Consider the following 16299-nt stretch of genomic DNA (forward strand, 5'->3'; position numbering starts at 1 on the left):
AGGTGGCCCTCGGCGCCGCCGTCGGGGGCGAAGCCGAGGACGAGCACGTGGGCGAAGCGGGCCCGCAGCCGCTCCATCGGCTCCCGCGGGCGGACCGGGTCGGTGAGCGTGACCTGCAGGTAGTGGCCCTCGTGGCCGGCCCACCGGTCGCCGGTGAGCAGGTCGTCGAGGGTGCCGGTCACCCGGGCCAGCGGCCGCCCGACCGGTGTGGGGAGGTGCTCGACCACGGCCGCGCCGCCGCCGGCCGGCAGGTCGACGAGCAGGACCGCCTTGCGGTGGTGCTCCTCGGAGAACGAGTAGGCGATCGGGGAGCCGCTGTAGTGGACGCCCTCGGCGACCCGCTGGGCGCCGTGCAGGTGACCGAGGGCTGCGTAGTCGGCTCCGGCGAACGTCGCCGCGGGCACCGAGCCCACCCCGCCGACGCTGATGTCGCGCTCGCTGTCGGACGGGGCCCCACCGGTGACGAACGCGTGCGCCATCACCACCGCCCGGGTGCCCGGCCGACCGGCCAGGTCGGCGCGGACCCGCGCCATCGCCGCCGCCAGCACGGCCCCGTGGCTGCGCTCGGACTCGAGCGCTCCGCAGACGGCGTCGGGCTCCAGGTAGGGCAGGGCGTGGACCGCGACCTCGCCGCCGGCCGGGTCGGGCAGCAGCACCGGGTCGCCGACCGAGGCGGGGTCGGTGCGCAGGTGGATGCCCGCGGCGTCGATCAGGTCGGCGCCGAACCCCAGCCGGCGGGCCGAGTCGTGGTTGCCGCTGATCAGCACCACCCGCACTCCGGTGCCGGCGAGCCGGCGCAGGGCGTCGTTGCACAGCGCGACGGCGTCGACCGACGGCAGGGCCCGGTCGTAGACGTCGCCGGCCACCAGCACCGCATCCACCTTCTCCGAGCGCACGGTCTCGACCAGGAAGTCGACGAAGCGCGCCTGCGCCCCGAGGAGGTCCTCCCGGTGGAAGGACCGGCCCAGGTGCCAGTCGGAGGTGTGGAGCAGGCGCATGCCACGACGGTATGGCGGAGGCTGGACACAACCCCGGCGGTGCTGGCGGCGTGTCGCCCGCGTGTGCGAGGTTGTGCCCACAGCAGCCCGGGAAGGGAACCCCCATGGGGCAGGACGTGGCGGACCGCCGGTTCACCCGCGAGGACCGCGCGCGCTACCGCCTGAAGGTGCGCCGGTGCCTCGACGTCTTCGCGCGGATGCTCTCGGAGTCCCGCTTCGACGTCGAGCGGCGCTCGATGGGCCTGGAGATCGAGCTCAACCTGACCGACCAGTCCGGCGACCCGGCGATGGTCAACGACAAGGTCCTGGGCCTGATCGCCGACCCCGACTTCCAGACCGAGCTGGCGCAGTTCAACATCGAGATCAACATCCCGCCCAAGCGCCTCGAGGGCGAGGTCTTCACCGGGCTCGAGTCGGACGTCCGCAGCAGCCTCAACCACGCCGACGACCTGGCCGACGACGTCGGGGCGGACGTGGTGATGATCGGCATCCTGCCGACCGTGCGACCGGAGCACCTCACCGAGGAGACCTTCAGCGCCAACCCGCGCTACGCCCTGCTCAACGAGCAGGTCTTCGCGGCCCGCGGCGAGGACATCGAGCTGGCGATCGACGGCATCGAGCGGATCGCGACGACGGCCGACACCATCGCTCCCGAGGCCGCCTGCACCAGCGTGCAGCTGCACCTGCAGGTCAACCCGGAGACGTTCGCCGCCCAGTGGAACGCCTCCCAGGCGATCGGTGGCGTGCAGCTCGCCCTGGGCGCCAACTCACCGTTCTTCTTCGGCAAGGAGCTGTGGCGGGAGACCCGGATCGCGCTGTTCGAGCAAGCCGCCGACACGCGCTCGGACGAGCTGAAGGCGCAGGGCGTGCGACCGCGGGTGTGGTTCGGCGAACGGTGGATCACCTCGATCTTCGACCTCTTCGAGGAGAACGTCCGCTACTTCCCGTCGCTGCTCCCGATCGTCGACGACGAGGACCCGGTCGAGGTGCTCGACCGGGGTGACGTGCCGCAGCTGGGGGAGCTTCGCCTGCACAACGGCACGATCTACCGCTGGAACCGGCCGGTCTACGACGTGGTCCGAGGCCGGCCGCACCTGCGGGTCGAGAACCGCTGCCTGCCCGCCGGTCCGACCGTCGTGGACGTGCTGGCCAACGCCGCCTTCTACTACGGGCTGGTCAAGGTGCTCGCCGAGGCCGACCGGCCGGTGTGGTCCCAGATGTCCTTCGCCGCCGCCGAGGAGAACTTCCACAACGGGGCACGCCACGGGATCGACGCCAAGATCTACTGGCCGGGCATCGGCGAGGTGCCGGCGACCGAGCTCGTGCTGCGCCACCTGCTGCCCATGGCGCACCTGGGCCTGGACGAGTGGGGCGTCGCCGCGTCGGACCGTGACCGGCTGCTCGGCATCATCGAGGGCCGGTGCCTGAAGGAGGTCAACGGCGCGTCGTGGCAGGCCGCGACGTTCCACCGGCTGTTCGAGGACCACGACCGGCCCGAGGCGCTGCGCCAGATGATGTGCGGCTACGTCGAGCACATGCACTCCAACGAGCCGGTTCACACCTGGCCGACCCGGTAGGGCCTCAGGCGCGGGGGCATCCGTCAGGTCAGCTCCGGCAGCACGGCGTCGCAGAAGTCGCTGTCCGAGATCTTCTGGCCGTTGTCGGCGAGCACCTGGAAGGTGCTGGGCTCGACCGGGACGGCCCCGGGCTGGAAGTCGCCGAGCGTGTCGAACTGCTCGCTCGCCTTGAAGACTCCGGTGGCCCGCAGCAAGAGGGTGCCGTCGGCGTCGTAGACCCGGAAGCTCCCGGCGTCGATGAAGGCGAACTCCCAGACGTTCCCCTCGACCTGGGTCGCATGCTGCTCGTGGAAGGCGCCGTTTCCGTACGTGCGGATCCAGCCGTGCTCCGTGGAGATGATCTCGCTGACCTCGTAGTTGTCGAAGCCGAGGAAGGCCTGGCCGTCGGAGTCCTTGACCGGGAGCACCTTGGAGACGCCGCTGAACTCGACCTCGAAATGCACCGCGATGCCGCAGAAGTCCGGCTCGTCGAAGGAGTCGGTACCGGAGTAGGGAGCGGACTTCTCGACAGGCTTGCCGGCGTGGGCGGCCACCGGCATCGCCAGGACGAGGGCGGCGGAGCCGAGGAGGGCAAGAGCACGGGCGGAACGGGTCATCGGTAACCCCCTGTTGCGTCGTGAGAACGGCCCCCGAGCCTCACGATCACCGTGCCCCGCCCCGGTCGGCCTCGGCCATGGCCACGTCGGGCTATTCGCGTCTGGGTCACCGCCCGTGACGCTGCGCAGCTAGCCGAGGCGGCGGGCCTCGTCCGTGCACCAGGCGCCGACCAGCCCACGGTAGTGGGGCACGAACTTCTCGTGCTCGTGCGCCGGGAACGTCGAGGTGACCGTGTCGGCGAGCACCCGGTCGAAGTCCGGCCCAGAGAAGTACTCCAGCGCAGCCTCGTCCAGGTCACCTAGCCGCGATGCGCAGAAGTCCTGGTAGCGCTCGGTGTCGAAGTAGGAGTCCGCCAGGCCGCGGCAGGCGGCCAGCTTGTCGTCGTACGACAGGTCGGTGCGGTCGGCGATCGCGAACCACGGCGCGCTGTCGACGTGCGGTGACGGCACCCGTCCCGTGGCGGTGCAGAACACCGACCACTTCACCAGGGCCTTCATCGCCCACGGGAAGTAGTAGTGCAGGGAGGTGATCGCCACGTCGGGACACGCGTTGGCGTAGTCGATCGGGTGGACGGCGCCGCCCTTCACGAGGGTCTCGCAGGAGTTGAACTCCCAGCGGAAGAACGAGTTCACGATCCGCCCGATCGTGACCACCTCGTCGCCGACCTCGGGGGAGAGGAAGTCGTGGTCGACGGAGTAGCGCGCGTGCATCGGCTGGTCCGGGTCGAAGTGCATCACCATCGTCTCGGCGCCGATCGACAGCGACCGGGCGAAGACGTCGTAGCCCTCGACCGAGGCCTGCAGGTGCATCAACATCTCGCCGGACTCGTCGTAGGCGCGGTGCAGCTCGTCGACGTTGCGGATGCGCGAGACACCCCGCCACGCGCCGCCGTCGTACGGCTTCATGAACAACGGGTAGCCGATCTTGTCCGCGATCGCGTCGAGGTCGAACGGCTGGTTGTAGCGGGCGGCGGTGTAGGCGTACTTCGTGTGGTCGACCGGGTTCTTGTACGGCACCAGCGCCGTGTCGGGCACCTTCAGGCCGAGCCGGATCATCGCGCAGTAGGCGGCGTGCTTCTCCATGGCCTGGAAGGTGAACGGCGAGTTCATCAGGTAGACGCCGTCCATCAGCGCGACCTTCTTCAGCCACTCGCGCGGGACGTAGTACCAGTAGGCGAGCCGGTCGATCACCAGGTCGTAGGCCGGGTGGTCGCGCAGGTCGAAGGGCTCGATCGTGATGCGCTCGACGTCGTACGCGTGCTCCGCCCCCGATCCGTCGGTCACCGTGCCGACCCGCCGCACCAGGTCCTCGAAGACCCGCGGCCAGTCGTCCTCCGTCCCGAGCAGGAGTCCCAGCAGGTGACGGTTGGCGGTCATCGGCGTCCCTTCCGTCGGCGTCCTACGGTCCCAGCACCCTAGGCTGGTGGCCGTGCTCAGGCGAGTGACGGCCACCCGCTACGTCACGCCCCTGCGCGAGGGCGGGTCGCTGCCGGGGCTGATGGAGGCCGCCGACCTGGGGACGTACGTCGTCAAGTTCGTCGGAGCGGGGCAGGGGCGCAAGACCCTGGTCGCCGAGGTGCTCTGCTCGGGCCTGGCTCGTGGGCTCGGTCTCGCGACGCCGGAGCTCGCCCTCGTCGACGTGGACCCCGGCCTTGCCTCGGCCGAGCCGGACGAGGAGGTGCAGGACCTGCTCCGCGCGAGCCCGGGGCTCAACCTCGGCGTCGACTACCTGCCAGGTGCCCTGGACGTCGACGCGCGCGTGGTCGAGCCGGCGCTGGCCGGCCGGATCCTCTGGTTCGACGCGCTGATCGGCAACGTCGACCGGTCCTGGCGGAACCCCAACATGCTTCTCTGGCACGGCGCGGTGCAGCTGATCGACCACGGGGCCGCGCTGATCTTCCACCACGCGTGGGGCGGCCTGGACGCGTGGACCACCCGGCCGTACGACGCCACGACGCACGCGCTCGCCGGTGTCGCCGCCGACGTCGACGCCGCGGACGACGGGCTCGCGCCGCTGGTGACCGACGACCTCCTCGCTCGGGTCGCCGGGGACGTCCCCGACGAGTGGCTGGCGGGGGAGCCCGGCTTCGACCGGCCCGAGGCCGTGCGGCAGGCGTACGTCGCCCAGCTGGCCGCCCGGCTGGCTGCCCGAGAGCAGTGGCTGCCCGCGCTGCGGACGCTGCGGGATGCGTCGTGACCGCCGGCCGGGACGGCTTCGAGTACGCGGTGCTGCGCGTTGTGCCGCGCGTCGAGCGCGGCGAGTCCATGAACGCCGGCGTCCTGCTCTACTGCCAGGCCCGGGCGTTCCTCGGGGCCAGGGTGCACCTGGACCGCGACCGGCTGCGCGTCCTGGACCCGACGGCCGACGCCGAGGCGGTCCAGCACGCCCTGCGCACGGCGGCCGGGGTGTGCGACGGGGTCGACGACGCCGGACCGGCGGGGGAAGAGGACCCGGGGAGGCGCTTCCGGTGGCTGACCGCGCCGCGGAGCACGGTCGTGCAGCCCGGCCCGGTGCACACCGGGCTGACCGGGGACCCGGTCGCCGAGCTGGACCGGCTGCTCGCCGTGCTGGTGCTGCCTCTCGGATCGGACTAGCCGAAGAATCTCCGACGGATACCTTGACGTCCTAACACCGTTAGGACATCCTCGGGTCATGACCTCGGTCTCCACCACCCTCGACCGCCGTCAGCGCCGCCGGCAGGAGACGATCGCCGAGGTCGTCGACGTCGCAGCGAAGATCATGGCCGAGCAGGGCGTCGTGGGCCTCTCGGTGGGCGAGGTGGCGCGGCGGATGGGCATCCGGCCGCCGTCGCTCTACGTGTACTTCCCGTCCAAGCACGCGCTCTACGACGCGCTGTTCGCCCGTGGCGCGCAGGAGGTCCTGGACCACGTCCGGTCCGACGACCTGGGCCGGTCGGAGGACCAGAGGCTCGACGAGGTGTTGCTGCACGTCGCCGAGACCTTCGTCCGCTGGTCCGTCGAGCACCCCGCCTACACCGCGCTGCTGTTCTGGCGCCCGGTGCCCGGCTTCGCCCCGTCGGCCGAGGCCTACGCCCCGGCTGTCGAGCTGGTCGAGCTCACCCGGGCAAGGTTCGCCGACCTGCAGGACCACGGCCTGCTGCGCGCGGACGCCGAGATCGACGAGGTCCAGCGGGACTGGACGGTGCTCATCTCCGGCGTCATCAGCCAGCAGCTCTCCAACGCGCCGGGGGAGCCGCTGGCCGAGGGCCGCTTCACCTCGGCCCTCCCCACGCTCGTGGCGATGTTCGCCCGGCACTACGGCGCCGTCACGCTCACCACGTCCCTGCATCCGAAGGAGAACCGCCGTGTCCGCACGCGTTGACCAGATCGCCGACCGCATCTACCGCATCTCGACCTTAGTGCCCGACGTCGGGCCGACCGGCTTCACCTTCAACCAGTTCCTGGTCGACGCGGAGGAGCCGCTGCTCTACCACACCGGCATGCGTCAGCTGTTCCCGTCGGTGCGCGAGGCCGTCGAGCGCGTCATGCCCGTCGAGCGGCTGCGCTGGATCGCCTTCTCGCACCTGGAGGCCGACGAATGCGGTGCCGTCGACGAGTTCCTGGAGGTCGCGCCGCACGCGCAGGTCGCGCACGGTTCCCTCGGCGTGATGCTCTCGCTGCAGGACCAGCTGCCCCGGACGCCCCGGGCGCTGGAGGACGGTGAGGTGCTCGACCTCGGCGGCGCGTCGCTCGCCCGCCGGGTCGTCGAGATCGCGACCCCGCACGTGCCGCACAACTGGGAGTCCCACATGTTCTTCGAGCAGGAGACGCGCACGCTCTTCCTCGGCGACCTGATGACCCAGCTGGGCGACGGGCCGGCCGTGACCGGTGACGACATCCTCGAGGCCGCCATCGCCGCGGAGGACCTGTTCCACCAGACCTCGCTCGGGCCCGCGGTGCCGGAGACCTACCGGCGGATCGCCGACCTCGAGCCGGCCCGGCTGGCGGTCATGCACGGCTCGTCGTTCGAGGGCGACTGCGCCACCCTGCTGCGCGCGATGGCCGACGTCTACGAGCAGCGCTACGGCTGTGCGCCGGCAGGCCTCCTGGGTGACATCCCGGCGCCGGCACTGCCGGGCCACGACGCGCCCGTCGGCGCGCCGTCGTGACCGCCATCGACACGGAGCGTCGATGACCTCCACCGCCCGCCGCCGGCCCGCGCTGGACCGGCCGACCGCCGTGCGGCTGGCCGCCGACGAGTACCTGCGCTACGCCGAGCAGGTGCGCGAGCTCGGGCCGTCGGACTGGACCGCCCCGACGGCCTGCCCGGACTGGGACGTGCACGCGATGACCGCCCACGTGCTCGGCATGGCCGAGTTCGCTGCCTCGGTGCCCGAGCGGGTGCGGCAGGGCCGCGCGGCCGGCAAGGCAGGTGGACTCTTCATCGACGCGCTCACGGCTCTGCAGGTACGCAAGCACGTCCACCGGGCACCGGCCGACCTCGTCGCCCGGCTGGCCGAGGTCGGGCCGCGGGCGGCCGCCGGACGACGACGTACGCCGTGGCCGGTGCGACAGCTGCCCATGCCGCGGCAGCCGGTCGACCCCGGCGGCGCCGCCTTCGAGACCTGGACCGTGGGCTACCTCGTCGACGTGATCCTCACCCGCGACACCTGGATGCACCGCAGCGACATCGCCGAGGCGACCGAACGGCCTATGGAGCTCACCCCCGGGCACGACGGCGTCCTCGTGGCCGACGTGGCGGCGGAGTGGGCCGCCCGGCACCGTCGCCCGGTCGCCCTCACCCTCACCGGGCCGGCCGGTGGCAGCTGGCTGTTCAACGCGACCCAGCCGGGTGCTGCGGAGCCACTGGAGCTGGACGCCGTCGAGTTCTGCCGCGCGCTCTCCGGTCGCGGCCGTCGACCCGGCCTGCTGGCCACCCTGGTCCCGTTCTGAGAGCCGGTCAGCAGAAGCGGGGCAGGTGGTGCGCCAGCTGGCGCTGCCACGACGGCCAGTCGTGCGGCACGTCGTGGCCCCACACGTCGAGCTCGTGCGGGATGCCCTTGTCGGCGAGGACGGCCGCCAGCCGGTGGGTGCTGGGCAGCGCGCGGGTCGGGTGTTCCTCCCACGCGCCCTGGCCGACCACCAGCACGAGGCAAACCGCAGAGCGGAGCCAGTCGAGGTGCCCGCCCTCCAGGTTGGCGACGTAGTCGGTCGGGTTGTGGAAGTAGGCCGCCTCACCCCGCTCGCCCCAGCCGTGCCACTCGGAGGGGTCGTACGACCCGGACAGGCACAGCGCCTGCGGTGCGAGTTCCGCATGTCGCAGCGCGAGGTTGGCGGCGTGGAAGGCGCCCAGGCTGCAGCCGGTGACGACGAGGTCGCTGCGGCCGCCGCAGTCGTCGCGGACGAAGCCCACGACCTCCTCCAGCACCCAGCGCTCGTAGAGGTCGTGGCGGCGGGCCCGCTCCTCCAGCGGCACGGAACGGTCGGACCAGGTGAACGCGTCGGCCGAGTCGACGCAGTAGAGCTTCACCCGGCCGGCGTCCAGGAGCCAGCGGACCGCGTCGACCATGCCGTGCTCGGCGTAGTCCCAGGCCGAGCCGCCCTCCGACGGGAAGACCAGCACCGGCCGGCCCCAGTGGCCGTGCACGACGACCTGGCCGCGGAAGCCGCTGACCGCCGAGGTCAGCTCCAGCGACCTCATGGCCGGCACGTCACCGCGCGACCTCGCGGAGCAGCCCGGTCAGCCACGGGTCCAGCGCGTCGCGCCACGCCGGGTAGTTGTGGCCGTCGCGCACCTCGCGCAGCGTCACGTCGTAGCCCTGGGCGGACAGGGCGCGGGCCATGATCCGGTTGTTGGCGAGGTTCTCCTCGACCGTCCCGCAGGTCATGACCGTCGGCACCGGCCGTGGGTGGCCCTCGGAGCGCAGCACGGCGGCCACCGACCGGACGACCCGGTCGTACTGCGCGAACCGTCGTTCGTGCGCGTCGTGGCGCGGGTGGAAGAACGAGCCGGACTGCAGGAACAACGCATCGAGGCACTGGCCCTGCCGTTGCGCGTGCAGCATTGCCAGCGCGCCGAGGCTGGCACCCATCCCGACGATGGCCGTGGTCGCGACCTCGTCGCGCAGCCGGGGGAGCACCGCGAGGCAGAGCGCACGGGTGTAGGGACCGTCCGCCGAATAGCGGTCGTTGCGCGGTCCGGGCGGCATGAGGGCGGCCCGCAGCGGAGGCAGGGTGCCGTTGCCGGTCCAGGCCGTGAGGTACGTCGTCAGGTCGGCCAGCTGGTCGTACTCGGGCCCGTCGTGCACGACGAGCAGGGCAGCCGGACGGTCGTCCTGCAGCCCGGCCGGGCTCCAGAGCACCACGTCGAGGTCCTCGCCCAGCGACCGCGTGGGCACCGTGACCGTCCGTCGTCGGCCGGTCGGCCCCCTGACAGCCAGCCAGAGCGGGGGCCGGTAGCCGGGCATCTCGAGCGCCGACTTGTCGCCGAACGCACCGGCGGCCCGGCTCGGGTTGCCGGGGTCCGTGACCGTCGTGGTCGTGCCGTCAGGGGCCGTCAGCTCGAGGAGGTACTCCATGCGGTCCACCTCGGGGAGCTCCACGAGCAGCTCCCAGACGCCCGCGGCCCAGGCGAAGTCCAGGTGGTCCCCGGGGAGTCCGACGTCCTGACGCAGCCGCACCCCGGCGAGGTCGTGGTCCCGGTCGGCCAGCCGCAAGGTGACGAAGCACCCCTCGACCTCGGGTCCCGGCCGCAGCGCGGGAGCGGAGGACGCATGGGGCACCCGGCAACCCTAGAGGGGAGGCACGTTCCGCACCGGGAACCGGGGGAAGGGGCGCGCCATGACGACCATGGAGCGCAGCATCACCGTGACGAGCAGCCCGGACCGCACCTTCGACTACCTGAGCGACGTGGGCAACCTGCCCCGCTACATGGACTCGATGACCTCGGCGGAGCGCACCGGCCCGGAGGAGGTCCACGTCACCGCCGTGGTGCCCGACCGGGGCACCGAGGATGGCGAGGCCTGGTTCCGGACCGATCCGTCGACCCGCCGCGTCGAGTGGGGATCGGAGGGCTCGTCGGACTACCACGGTTGGCTCCAGGTCGACGACGACCCGGGCACCGGCGGCAGCCGGGTGCGGCTCGGCCTGCACCTGGTCCGCGACGGCGCCGACGGCAGCCTCGACCGCACCCTGGAGGCGCTGCGCACCCAGGTCGAGTCCGGCTCCGTCTGAGTCAGAGCAGGCTCAGCTGGGTCGGCGCGGAGGCCTCGGCCGGTCCCGGCCGGCGCGTCCGGGCAGCTTCGTGGCTGGTGCGCCAGCGACCTGACGACGTACGCCCGACGCCGTGGCGCTCGGCGGCCGCGCGGACCCGCGCCGTCACGTCGGACTGGTAGTCGGGGTCGGCGTAGCTGCCGCGTCGGTAGAGGCGGGCGTAAGCGACGATGAGCTCGGGGTGCTGGTCGCGCAGCCACCGGGTCCACCACTCGCGGGCGCCCGGGCGCAGGTGCAGGACGATCGGCGAGACGTACGTCGCGCCGGTGGCCGAGATGGCTGCCACCGTCGCGTCGATCTGCTCGTCGTCGTCGGTGAGGTAGGGGAGCACCGGGGCCATCAGGACGCCGGTGGGGATGCCCGCGTCGGTCAGCCGGCGCACGACCTCGAGCCGGCGCCGGGGCGGCGGCGCGCCGGGCTCGACCAGGGCGCGCAGCTCGCGGTCGACGGACCCGATCGAGAGGGCCGCCGACACGTCGGTGACGTCAGCGGCCCGGGTGAGGAGGTCGAGGTCGCGCAGGATCAGCGCGCCCTTGGTGAGGATCGAGAACGGGTTGGCGACCTCGGTGAGCGCGGGGATGATGTCGCGCATCAGCTGGTAGCGGCCCTCGGCGCGCTGGTAGCAGTCGACGTTGGTGCCCATCGCGACGTGCTCGCCGGCCCAGGAGGGTCGCCGCAGCTCGCGGCGCAGCACCTCGCCCACGTTGGTCTTGACCACGATCTGGGTGTCGAAGTCGGTGCCGCTGTCCAGGTCGAGGTACTCGTGCGTCTTGCGAGCGAAGCAGTATGTGCACGACATGCTGCATCCGCGGTAGGGGTTGATCGTCCAGCGGAACGGGACCGGCGACGCATCCGGCACTTTGTTGAGGGCGCTGCGGCAGGTGACCTCGTGGAAGGTCAGGCCGCGGAACTCAGGGGTGTCGAAGGTGCGGGTGACGGCGCCGCGGGGGAGCAGCGGACGAGGGGCGCCGCCCTCCACGGAGGGATCGTCCGCCAGCCGTAGGCTGTCCCAGCGCATGGATCCAGTGGAACATACGTTCGAGTCCCGGTCGAGGTCTTGAGGCGCGGCCCGGTAGGGGAGTTGCCGCCATGGAGACGCGCGTCGGGCACGATGACGCCGTGACCACCCGATTCGCCGGCTGCGAGCTGAGCATCGACCGCCACGAGCTGCGGCGTGACGGCCAGGTGGTGCCGATGGAGCCGCAGGTGTTCGACGTCCTGGCCTACCTGGTGCGCCACCACGACCGGCTGGTGCCCAAGGCCGAGCTGCTCGACCAGGTGTGGGGCAGCAGGTTCGTGTCGGAGTCGGCGCTGACCAGCCGGATCAAGTCCGCCCGCCGGGCCGTCGGCGACACGGGCCGCGACCAGAGGGTGATCAAGACCGTCCACGGTCGCGGGTACCGGTTCGTCGCCGACCTGGTCGACGTGCAGCCCGCCGCGGGTCGCGAACCCGCCGGCCGGGGCGCGGCGCCCGGGGAGTCGCCGGCCCAGACGAGGATCCGCCGAGCGCTCGGCGACCTGGCGACCGGCCGCGGAGCGGCGGTCCAGGTGTCCGGGCCGAGTGGTTCGGGCCGGACCCACCTCCTGCGGACGGCGGCGGAGGAGGGGCGAGCGGCCGGGTTCCGCGTCCTGGCGGCCGTCGGGCCGAACGGTGCCGGTGGGGCCGGCCAGCTCTCCGCGGTCCTGGCCGAGCTGCGGCAGGGCCAGCCGCAGCTGCTCGAGGCGATCTCGCCCGACTGCCGGGACGAGCTCGCGACGGTCGCCGCCGGGGCCGAGGCGGGCTCGCGACCGCGGCTGATGGTGGCGCTGCGGGAGCTCCTGCTGACGGCGGCGCAGGGGGCCGGCGCGGTGTTTCTCCTCGACGACGTCGACCAGGCCGATCCCGACACGACCACCGCGCTCGAGGAGGCGGTCCGGCTGGCGCCGACCCACCGGCTGGCCGTGGTCGTGACCACCAGGTCCGACGCACCGGCGGCGCGAGGGCTCGAGGTCGCGCACCTGACACCGTCGGCGCCGCGCGTGGGCGAGCCGCGGACGTCGGAGCCGACCGGTGATCTGATGGCGGCCCTGCGGGACGTCGCCGTGCTGGGGGACCGGTTCGACCGGGTCGACGTCGCGGCCGCCGGCGGACTGGACATTGACCTCGCCGACAGTCTGCTGGCGGAGGCGGTGCAGCGAGGTGTCCTCGAGCACGGGTCCGACGGCCACCGGTTCGCCGACCCGGCGACGGCGCAGCGGCTCGTCGGGCAGGTGCCCGCTGCCCGGCGGCGCACGGTGCTGGAGCAGTCGGCGGCACGTCTCACCGAGGCCGGCGCCCGGCCGGCGCGGGTCGCCGACCTGCTCCTGGCGGCGGGCGAGCCGGACCTCGCCGTCCGGTACGTCGTCGCGGCCGCACCGGCGGCCGCCCGGGCCGGCCTGCACGACGACGTGCTCCGCTGGACCGACGCGGTGCGGCCGCACGCCACCGGGACCGACGTCGGTGTCGTCCTCTCCCTGCGCGCGGACTCGCTCGCGGCCGTGGGGGACCACGCTGCGGTGCCGGCCTACCGGCACGCGCTGGCCGCCGCGGACCCCGGGGAGGCGTCCGGGCTGCGCGCGCGGATGGCCCGGGCAGCGGTGCTCGCCGGCGACCTCGGCTCGGCCGAGGAGGCGCTGGCCGGCCTCGAGCCCACGGGCGGTCCCGACGACGCCGACATCCTGCTGGCACGGGGGATGGTGCTCTACCACTCCGACGACCTGGACGCGGCGGAGGCCGCGCTGGAGGCGGCCCGGCCGATGGCACTCGCCCCTGGGGCACCGGACCGGCTGCTCAGCGTCATCACGCTGCAGGGGATGATCGCGCACAACCGCGGCCAGTGGTCCGACCGGCTGCGCCGCGAGATGCGAGCGACCAGCGAGAACCCGGGCCTGGCCGCGACGGTCTTCGACTCGCACCTGTGCGTGGCGGAGTACCTGCTCTACGGCCCGACGCCGTACGACGAGGTGGTGGCGCTCGCGGACGGGCTACGGGAGCAGGCCGAGCGGGCCGGGGCCCGGCGGGGGGTCGCCTTCGCGGTCGTCGTGGCCGGCGAGGCGGCGCTGCTCGCCGGTGACCTGGACCTCGCCCGGACGCGCCTCGCCGAGGCCGTGGACCTCCACGTCGCCCTCGGCGCGGACACCGGCACCGCCCACACCCTCCAGCGGCTGGCGGAGGTCGAGCTGGCGGCCGGCAACCGCGTCGCCGCCGAGCGGCTGCTCGGCCGGGCCCTGGTCCTGGCCCGCTGGTCGCCGCTGTCACGACACCTCTTGCAGCGGGTCTACGGCACGTTGATCGCGGCGGCACCGGACCCGAAGGCCGCGCTCGCGGTCGTGGACGAGGCGGTGGCGGCCATGGACGCGCAGCTGTCCTGCCTCTTCTGCCAGGTCATGATCGCGGTGCCGGCCGCCGTCGCCTGCATCGATGGCGGGCGGCTGGACGAGGCACGCGACTGGCTGGGCCAGGCCGAGCGGTCCGCGGCCGCCTGGCAGGGAACCGCGTGGCAGGGCGCGGTGGCCGAGGCTCGGGCGCACCTGGCCCGGGCCGAGGGGGACGAGGCCTCGGCGGAGCGGCTGTTCCTCTCGGCGGCGGAGCTCTTCGACCTGGCCGGGCAGCCCATCGACGCCCAGCGCAGCCGCGAGGCCCTGACCGACTGAGCCGCTGAGTCGGTCACCGGCGCCCAGGGGAGGTGGCCCGGCGCCGGACGACCGCCACCGTCGCCAGCGACGCGGCAACCGTCAGGGCGAACAGGGCCGCCCACGACCCGCCCACCGAACCGGCGGCGCCGGCGTCTTCGGCGTGGACCGCGCGCCGCAGGTCGATCCCCACGGCCTCGAACCCGTACCGGTTCGCCAGCAGCCGGCTCAGCATCCGACCGCTGACTGCCATGTCGTCGGTCGGCACCACCCCGCCGGCGAAGAGGACCTGCGGGAAGCACAGCATGGGCAGGGCCAGCGCTGCCTGCGACGCCGTCGAGACCGAGGCCGAGGCGAGCAGGCCCAGGGCGAGGGCGGCTGCCTCCTCGACCAGGAGGACGCCGAACAGCGAGGCGTAGCCGGGTGCTCCCGCGGCCGGGATCCGGTCGAGGCCACGCAGGACGCCGAGCATGACGGCGGTCACCAGCGCGAGCACCGGGAGCAGCACGAGCATCTTGGCGACCACGTAGGGCCCCGCACCCACCCCGGCGCGGTGCTCCCGGCGCAGGATGGCCAGCTCGGGCACGATCTGCAGCAGGCCGTAGGTGAGCCCGAAGAAGAACCCCGAGAACGCCGTCCAGAACGCGACCTGGGCCAGACCCTCCTCGCCGCGCACCCCGGCGCCGACAGCGGGCCGGAACAGCATCGCCAGCATCACCGTGACCAGGACCGGCGAGCCGACGAGCACCGCGAGGGTGAGCGGGCTGCGGACGAGGGTCTCCGCGTTACGCCGGGTGAGCAGCAGCGCCTGCCGGGCGCCGGACGTACGCCGTCGGGCCCTGGCCGCCGATCCGCCCTGCCGGCCGGCTGCTGCCGGCGAGGCTGCTGGCGGCGCGGCCGGCTCAGTCGGATCCGGGGCAGGGCGCTGCCCGGCCGGCTGGACGGGCGGGGCGCTGCCGGTGTCGCTCGCCAGGACGGCGAAGACCTCGGCGAGACCGGTCACGCCGAACCAGCCGGCGGCCGCGTCCGGTGGGCCGGTGAACGCGACACGACCTGCCCGGTCGAGCAGGACCACCGTGTCGCAGAGCTCCGCGTCCGCGGTCGAGTGCGTCGTGAGCACGACGGTCGTGCCGTCGTCGGCGAGCCGGCGGAGCAGCCGCAGGACGTCCGCGGAGGTCGCCGGGTCCAGCCCGGAGGTGGGCTCGTCGAGGAAGAGCGTCCCGGGACCCGCGAGGAGCTCGACGGCGATGCTCGCCCGCTTGCGCTGTCCGCCGGAGAGTCGCTTGACCGGCACGTCGCCGCGGTGCGCCAGCCCCAGGTCGTCCAGGACCGCGTCGACGAGCGGGTCCGGCGCGGGGGAGCCGGGCCCGCGTCGCAGCCGCGCGGCGTACCGCAGGGTCCGGCGGAGCGGGAGGTCGGCGTGGACGATGTCGTCCTGCGGGACGTAGCCGACCGCCCGGCCGGAGCCGTCGGCTCCGCCGACGGGGAGCCCGTCGTGGGTCACCCGGCCGCTCGAGGGCGTGCGCACACCGGCGAGCAGCTCGAGCAGCGTCGTCTTGCCGGCTCCGCTGGGCCCCATGAGGGCGAGCAGCTCGCCGGGGCGGACCGCGAGCGTCACGTCGCGCAGCACATCGCGTCGGCCGGCCGTCCGGCCGACGCCGATCGCGTCGACCTCGCTGCCGTGGATGCTGCCGTGGCTGCTGCGGGGCGCCGGCCGGGCTGGGACCTGCGTCGTGGTTGTCGTCGGAGGTGTCGTCATGGCGGCCAGCGTCGCCGCGTTGGGCCCGCCGGGCTTGGAGAGCGTCGGGAGCCCTGGTGGAGAGCAGGTGGATGCCGGGGACCCAGGGATCCGGCGGATCTGGACCTGGATCGACCGCGGGGAAGGCGGCCGGGCTCGCTCCGACAAGCGTTGCCTGACATAATGTCGGTTATCGGCGTAACACACTTGGACGACGGCCGTTGTGGACGCTGCCGCACCGGACACGCCGGCCGACCGGTGTGTCAGCGTCCACCAACCGTGGGTCAGCCGCCGACGTAGGCGGCCAGGTGCTCGCCGGTGAGCGTCTTCCGCTTCGTCTTGGCCGCGGCGACCAGGTCGGCCGGCGGGCCCTCGTACACGACCCGGCCGCCGTCGTGGCCGGCGCCCGGTCCCAGGTCGATGATCCAGTCGGCGTGCGCCATGACGGCCTGGTGGTGCTCGATCACGACAACCGACCTGCCGGAGTTCACCAGCCGGTCCAACAG

General features: G+C 73.3%; 16 protein-coding genes and 1 pseudogene. 9 read left to right on the top strand and 8 right to left on the bottom strand.

Annotated elements, in window-relative coordinates; translation table 11 throughout:
- A partial coding sequence (locus VK640_00095) for an exonuclease SbcCD subunit D (protein ID HTE71590.1) occupies positions 1-998 on the bottom strand: 998 nt, incomplete at its 3' end.
- 104 nt (positions 999-1102) lie between these two features.
- Between VK640_00095 and VK640_00100 the strand changes: the two genes are divergently transcribed.
- A complete protein-coding gene (locus tag VK640_00100; protein HTE71591.1) occupies positions 1103-2575 on the top strand; it encodes a glutamate--cysteine ligase in 1473 nt (490 codons plus the stop codon).
- Positions 2576-2598: 23 nt separating this feature from the next.
- Here the strand turns inward: VK640_00100 and VK640_00105 are convergent, their stop codons facing one another.
- Entirely contained in the window at positions 2599-3171 is a 573-nt protein-coding gene (locus VK640_00105; protein HTE71592.1) for a hypothetical protein, read from the bottom strand.
- A gap of 129 nt (positions 3172-3300) precedes the next feature.
- Complete coding sequence (locus VK640_00110) at positions 3301-4548, bottom strand: hypothetical protein (protein HTE71593.1); 1248 nt, start codon at positions 4546-4548, stop codon at positions 3301-3303.
- 52 nt (positions 4549-4600) lie between these two features.
- On the opposite strand from VK640_00110, the gene VK640_00115 reads away from it, so the two are divergent.
- The 5 genes from VK640_00115 to VK640_00135 are packed head-to-tail and all read left to right on the top strand — an operon-like array spanning position 4601 to position 8085.
- Positions 4601-5368, top strand: a complete 768-nt coding sequence (locus VK640_00115) for a HipA family kinase (GenBank protein HTE71594.1) — start codon at positions 4601-4603, stop codon at positions 5366-5368.
- Positions 5365-5766, top strand: a complete 402-nt coding sequence (locus VK640_00120; protein HTE71595.1) for a DUF3037 domain-containing protein — start codon at positions 5365-5367, stop codon at positions 5764-5766. The genes VK640_00115 and VK640_00120 overlap by 4 nt, the downstream gene beginning before the upstream one ends.
- A 58-nt stretch (positions 5767-5824) precedes the next feature.
- Positions 5825-6514: a TetR/AcrR family transcriptional regulator gene (locus VK640_00125; protein ID HTE71596.1), complete on the top strand. Its 690-nt coding sequence runs from the start codon at positions 5825-5827 to the stop codon at positions 6512-6514.
- A complete protein-coding gene (locus tag VK640_00130) occupies positions 6498-7301 on the top strand; it encodes an MBL fold metallo-hydrolase (GenBank protein HTE71597.1) in 804 nt (267 codons plus the stop codon). The genes VK640_00125 and VK640_00130 overlap by 17 nt, the downstream gene beginning before the upstream one ends.
- Positions 7302-7323: 22 nt before the next feature.
- Complete coding sequence (locus tag VK640_00135) at positions 7324-8085, top strand: maleylpyruvate isomerase family mycothiol-dependent enzyme (GenBank protein HTE71598.1); 762 nt, start codon at positions 7324-7326, stop codon at positions 8083-8085.
- 7 nt (positions 8086-8092) lie between these two features.
- Here the strand turns inward: VK640_00135 and VK640_00140 are convergent, their stop codons facing one another.
- Together VK640_00140 and VK640_00145 are read right to left on the bottom strand one after the other, a co-directional pair.
- The gene (locus VK640_00140) at positions 8093-8833 is read right to left on the bottom strand and encodes an alpha/beta hydrolase-fold protein (protein ID HTE71599.1); all 741 of its coding nucleotides are present in this window, start codon (positions 8831-8833) and stop codon (positions 8093-8095) included.
- A gap of 10 nt (positions 8834-8843) precedes the next feature.
- Positions 8844-9914, bottom strand: coding sequence for an esterase (locus VK640_00145; protein ID HTE71600.1), 1071 nt, complete (start codon positions 9912-9914; stop codon positions 8844-8846).
- 58 nt (positions 9915-9972) lie between these two features.
- Between VK640_00145 and VK640_00150 the strand changes: the two genes are divergently transcribed.
- Positions 9973-10365: an SRPBCC family protein gene (locus tag VK640_00150; protein HTE71601.1), complete on the top strand. Its 393-nt coding sequence runs from the start codon at positions 9973-9975 to the stop codon at positions 10363-10365.
- 1 nt (position 10366) lies between these two features.
- On the opposite strand, the gene VK640_00155 is transcribed toward VK640_00150, so the two are convergent.
- The gene (locus VK640_00155; GenBank protein HTE71602.1) at positions 10367-11422 is read right to left on the bottom strand and encodes an Rv2578c family radical SAM protein; all 1056 of its coding nucleotides are present in this window, start codon (positions 11420-11422) and stop codon (positions 10367-10369) included.
- Positions 11423-11493: 71 nt separating this feature from the next.
- Here VK640_00155 and VK640_00160 point away from each other — a divergent pair.
- Positions 11494-11826, top strand: a pseudogene (locus VK640_00160) (transcriptional regulator).
- Between the two features lie 3 nt (positions 11827-11829).
- Positions 11830-14076: an AAA family ATPase gene (locus VK640_00165; protein ID HTE71603.1), complete on the top strand. Its 2247-nt coding sequence runs from the start codon at positions 11830-11832 to the stop codon at positions 14074-14076.
- 13 nt (positions 14077-14089) lie between these two features.
- Here the strand turns inward: VK640_00165 and VK640_00170 are convergent, their stop codons facing one another.
- Positions 14090-15814, bottom strand: a complete 1725-nt coding sequence (locus VK640_00170) for an ATP-binding cassette domain-containing protein (protein ID HTE71604.1) — start codon at positions 15812-15814, stop codon at positions 14090-14092.
- 263 nt (positions 15815-16077) lie between these two features.
- Positions 16078-16299 (bottom strand): hypothetical protein (locus tag VK640_00175; protein ID HTE71605.1); only part of this gene is annotated, 222 nt, incomplete at its 5' end.

Source organism: Actinomycetes bacterium (genome assembly GCA_035489715.1).
Lineage (GTDB): Bacteria > Actinomycetota > Actinomycetes > JACCUZ01 > JACCUZ01 > DATHAP01.

Bases quoted from the DNA above. Each gene is read 5' to 3' on its own strand.
- VK640_00100 (HTE71591.1), top strand. From the start codon at position 1,103: ATGGGGCAGGACGTGGCGGACCGCCGGTTCACCCGCGAGGACCGCGCG.
- VK640_00105 (HTE71592.1), bottom strand. From the start codon at position 3,171: ATGACCCGTTCCGCCCGTGCTCTTGCCCTCCTCGGCTCCGCCGCCCTC.
- VK640_00110 (HTE71593.1), bottom strand. From the start codon at position 4,548: ATGACCGCCAACCGTCACCTGCTGGGACTCCTGCTCGGGACGGAGGAC.
- VK640_00125 (HTE71596.1), top strand. From the start codon at position 5,825: ATGACCTCGGTCTCCACCACCCTCGACCGCCGTCAGCGCCGCCGGCAG.
- VK640_00135 (HTE71598.1), top strand. From the start codon at position 7,324: ATGACCTCCACCGCCCGCCGCCGGCCCGCGCTGGACCGGCCGACCGCC.
- VK640_00140 (HTE71599.1), bottom strand. From the start codon at position 8,833: ATGAGGTCGCTGGAGCTGACCTCGGCGGTCAGCGGCTTCCGCGGCCAG.
- VK640_00150 (HTE71601.1), top strand. From the start codon at position 9,973: ATGACGACCATGGAGCGCAGCATCACCGTGACGAGCAGCCCGGACCGC.
- VK640_00155 (HTE71602.1), bottom strand. From the start codon at position 11,422: ATGCGCTGGGACAGCCTACGGCTGGCGGACGATCCCTCCGTGGAGGGC.
- VK640_00170 (HTE71604.1), bottom strand. From the start codon at position 15,814: ATGACGACACCTCCGACGACAACCACGACGCAGGTCCCAGCCCGGCCG.